Annotated in this window: 4 protein-coding genes; all 4 read left to right on the top strand. The window is 35.5% G+C overall.

The window, feature by feature from the left end; translation table 11 throughout:
* Positions 1-151: 151 nt before the first annotated feature.
* The 4 genes from CHX27_RS01030 (at position 152) to CHX27_RS01010 (ending at position 3,504) form a co-directional block, all read left to right on the top strand.
* Complete coding sequence (locus tag CHX27_RS01030; protein WP_094484922.1) at positions 152-754, top strand: hypothetical protein; 603 nt, start codon at positions 152-154, stop codon at positions 752-754.
* Between the two features lie 3 nt (positions 755-757).
* A complete protein-coding gene (locus CHX27_RS01025) occupies positions 758-1,303 on the top strand; it encodes a hypothetical protein (protein WP_094484921.1) in 546 nt (181 codons plus the stop codon).
* Positions 1,304-1,450: 147 nt separating this feature from the next.
* Complete coding sequence (locus tag CHX27_RS01020) at positions 1,451-1,933, top strand: hypothetical protein (protein WP_094484920.1); 483 nt, start codon at positions 1,451-1,453, stop codon at positions 1,931-1,933.
* Positions 1,934-2,643: 710 nt separating this feature from the next.
* Positions 2,644-3,504 carry a DUF7683 domain-containing protein gene (locus CHX27_RS01010; protein WP_094484918.1) on the top strand — a complete coding sequence of 287 codons (861 nt, stop codon included), beginning with the start codon at positions 2,644-2,646 and terminating at the stop codon, positions 3,502-3,504.
* Positions 3,505-3,792 lie beyond the last annotated feature (288 nt).

Genomic DNA, 3,792 nt, shown 5'->3' with positions numbered 1-3,792 from the left:
GTTTGTGTTTTTGCAGCACAAATTTTCTTACGGGCTATCCGCTGCGGCACCTAACGCAGGGGTGTGTGCTAATTAATGTTTCTCTGGCGGCAACGCCGAGCAAACCTTCTACTCGGCGACTATTTCGAGTATTGCGGCGGGCGGTTACGGCATGCTTCCCGGAAAATTTGCCTCAAGCTCTGCCGGTCAAGTATTATTTGGTAGCTTTGCAGGAGGTGTAACGGCCGAGTTAACAGGTGGTAATTTTTGGATGGGTGCCGTTACTGGAGCAACCGTGAGTTGGTTGAATCATGTGGCGCATAAATTAAGTGATAAATTTCAAGAAGATCCATTAAAAAAGAACGCTGACCAAGTTAAGCATACATTGGAGGAATGGGAAGCAAGATATCACGATAAATCTTGGAGAGAAATAGCAACAGAATCTGGTTGGAAACATGGACAGCCTTTAGGACCACACAAAGACTGGAGATATATAAGAGCTCCTGATGGTAAAATTATGGATATGCGCCACGTTTCCATTGTAGGTTATGCTTACGGAGAAGGAATTGGTAATGCTGTTGAGTATTTGCAGAATTTAATTCCAATAATGCGGCGGAGTGCATTTGACCCACAGGATTATTATTCAAATAAAATTGGTGCTTACTTCTGTCAAATGAGGCATTCAGGAAGTTGGTCGTCAAGTAGTTGGGCATATGATTTTAAAAGATTCATCGATACTCAATACAGTGTATTATTTAAAAACTATAAACCATAACAGATGAGACATTTTTTAATCGCTCTTCTTTTTCTATCATTGTTTGCATGCGATGATTTTGCAGAAACTAATAGGTTTTTTACTACTGATAAGACAGAATATACGTCAGGTGATACAATAAAATTAACTGTAAATATAACAACAGACAAAGAAAAAAAATTGAGATTTTACAAAAGTTTAAAAAACATAGAGATTAGCTCCTCATTAAATATTACAGATACAATAAACAGTGAAATGTTTAAAACATATACAGCTAATGGAATAAAAGAAGAAAACGCTTTAAGGGAAGAGAATGAGATAGAAACTTATTTTGTATCAAATAAAAAGCCATTTGTAAAAACTATTAAAGGTGTAATCTCGGAAAGCAAAGACAATTTTGAAATAAATTTTTATGAATATGGTTTAATTTTAACGATAGATAAGGCAAAATATTTTAAAGCAAATTCATTCGGCTTTACGGGTCTTTGTATGCCAATAAACGGAAGTTTTGGGGAATCATACGAAGATTACATAAACTACCACCCCATTAAATTAAAAACTAAATTATAACGTAACTATATAGGTAGTGATTTGCATGTTTTATTACGTTAAATCTTTATTTAAACCGGAAAATTTGCCTCAAGCTCTGCCGGCCAAGTATTATTCGGTAGCTTTGCAGGAGGAGTAACGGCCGAGTTAACAGGTGGTAATTTTTGGATGGGCGCCGTTACCGGAGCAACCGTGAGTTGGTTGAATCATGTGATGCATCGATTAACGATTTCTGAAGATGATTATCAATTACAACTAACCAAAGAAGAACAAGTTTTAAAGGCACTTTCTAAATATAAAATAGGCGATGAGATTGATATTGATGACTTCGGCTCATTAGTTCCAAGTGAAGCAAAACTAGCCATCAAGAAAATAGTCCGTGTATCAGAAACAAATTTTAAAGTAGTAAGGTCTTGGTATGTTAAAAGCAATCTTATTGCCGAAGATGCTGTGTTTAAAATAGAAAAGAAAGGAAGTATTGATGCAAAGACTGGGAAAATAACGGGCTTGAAAATTACTCCTTACGGCCTTCGCTTTTCAACTGTAGAATATCCTAATTCGGTTACCCACACTTTTAATGAATTTATTTTGGATGGTAACAAAAAGGTATACAAATTTAATGGTCGAATTTATTCCTACTCAAAAAAGTAATCATGAACAGAACTCATTCAAATAGGTTTCTATTTTTTTTATTTCCTATTTTTTACTCTACGCTGGCAATCATGTGGCTTTACTGCAATTCCGTTTTCGAATTTATCTTTTTTGATGTAGCGAATTCGATTTTTTCACTTGTGGAAAAAATGAAGGGAAATGATATAGTTGAAATTGGACCTTTTGATGCGATAAATTATTATTTTCTAGTTTGCTGGTTGTTTGTCTTAATTCTTCTCGTTGTCGGATTTATCTTTCGTAAAAGGAAAGACGTTTTGAATGGTTTGTTAGTTACTATAGGGTTTCATTTGGCTTTGTTAATAGTTCTATTGTTTAAATTTGATTAGCAGTTTGGGTTGAAAAAGAATCGATCTGATGTCATTTTAGATTTTGGCATTTTTATCTACTCTGTATTAGTATATTACGATTGCAAAAGCTGACGATTTTATTATGGCTTTGAAGCAATTAAAACCTCTTAATAGTAACTGTAGTAAAGAAAAATAGAATGACGTAGCAATTTTAAGCAAATTCTCAAGCCTATATCGAGAACTCCAAACGGAGCGGATCGAATTCCTAAAGCTTCTTTTTTTGATAAAATAGGTAACTTAGCTCTGCAAACTCTTTTTATAGAATCAATTATGATTTATCAAACATCGGCCGGATTTTCTGATCCACAATTTTATAATATTCAAGGTTAGAAGTAGTACTCCATGTATAATTCACTTTTATTTTTTGTTAAAGACGCGTTTGAAACGGAGCTCGAGGTAATTTTCACCAAGTCGGAATTCAAGAAAATTCAGAATAAGTTTAGTTGGGAAATAGGTCCCGAAGATTTTTATGTTCCCACGCCCGATTCACTTGATAAAAGGGATGTTGGTACACTTCAACTTCTACAACCAGATTTGTTCAAAGCCATCGATTTTTCTAAATACGACATCCAATTTGCAGTTTTTAATTACTACACCTCCAGCAATTCTGAATTCGAATTTACCCAAGCTCAAAAAATTCCAAAACCAAATCCATTCGGAGCCAATCTGCAAATTCCCAAAGCGGGCAGGCCTCGATGGGTAGATCCAAGAACAGGGATCAATTACGACTGGTATTCCGACGAGGCAGTTTTTAAAAAATCGGATACTTCTGCTCGCAAGGAAGTGGTTGATTATCTCTCAAATTGTGATCGTGTAAGGTCTATAAAGAGTGAATTTTTTAAAATAGCCGACGAACAAATTATGGAGGACATTAGCTCGCTATCAGACTTTTCAAAAAAATATGTTAGACTAATCAATGTTTACAGCAAAAAAACAGAAGCTCTAAAGTTTAAAGTCGTTAACGCCGAATTTTTTAGCAGCCGACTCAATACACTCATAGAGCCATTTAATTGGGACGATCCGTTTTTTTTTGGCTCATATAAAATAGATGAGTTCATTGCAGCGCATATCTGTCAAACTTGTAAAACTATAAACTTAGAGTTTGATTTTACGAATTACGAGTATTACTTGGAGGTGTGCTCGGCCAAAGACTTTTTTTATTATTACGATGACTTTGTGCAAAATCTTACGAACAGCAGGTAACAAGTATTATTTGGTAGCTTTGCAGGAGGAGTAACAGCCGAGTTAACAGGTGGAAACTTCTAACTCGAACTTTTTTATTGTTTTTTAGTTCCTGCGGGCTTACGGATTCGCTCCGAGTTGCTCCGCTGATCCTAAAATGAGGGATGCCTCGAGTAAAAAACCGCATTTTTTGCAAAATGCTCATTTTTTTGTTTCCCTAAATTTAAAGCTCCTTTGGGCTTACGGATTAGCTCCGCGTTGCTTCGCTGATCCTGAAATGGGGGAAGTCTCGAGTAAAAAACCGCATTT

It is taken from the genome of Flavobacterium aurantiibacter (assembly GCF_002251775.1).
In the GTDB taxonomy this organism is placed as follows: domain Bacteria; phylum Bacteroidota; class Bacteroidia; order Flavobacteriales; family Flavobacteriaceae; genus Flavobacterium; species Flavobacterium aurantiibacter.
The sequence above is the reverse complement of the archived record's forward strand: the minus strand, read 5'-3'. Positions and strand labels throughout refer to the sequence as shown.

Excerpts from the sequence above, each read along its gene's own strand:
- CHX27_RS01030 (WP_094484922.1), top strand. The coding sequence starts at position 152 with ATGCTTCCCGGAAAATTTGCCTCAAGCTCTGCCGGTCAAGTATTATTT.
- CHX27_RS01025 (WP_094484921.1), top strand. The coding sequence starts at position 758 with ATGAGACATTTTTTAATCGCTCTTCTTTTTCTATCATTGTTTGCATGC.
- CHX27_RS01010 (WP_094484918.1), top strand. The coding sequence starts at position 2,644 with ATGTATAATTCACTTTTATTTTTTGTTAAAGACGCGTTTGAAACGGAG.
- CHX27_RS01020 (WP_094484920.1), top strand. The coding sequence starts at position 1,451 with ATGGGCGCCGTTACCGGAGCAACCGTGAGTTGGTTGAATCATGTGATG.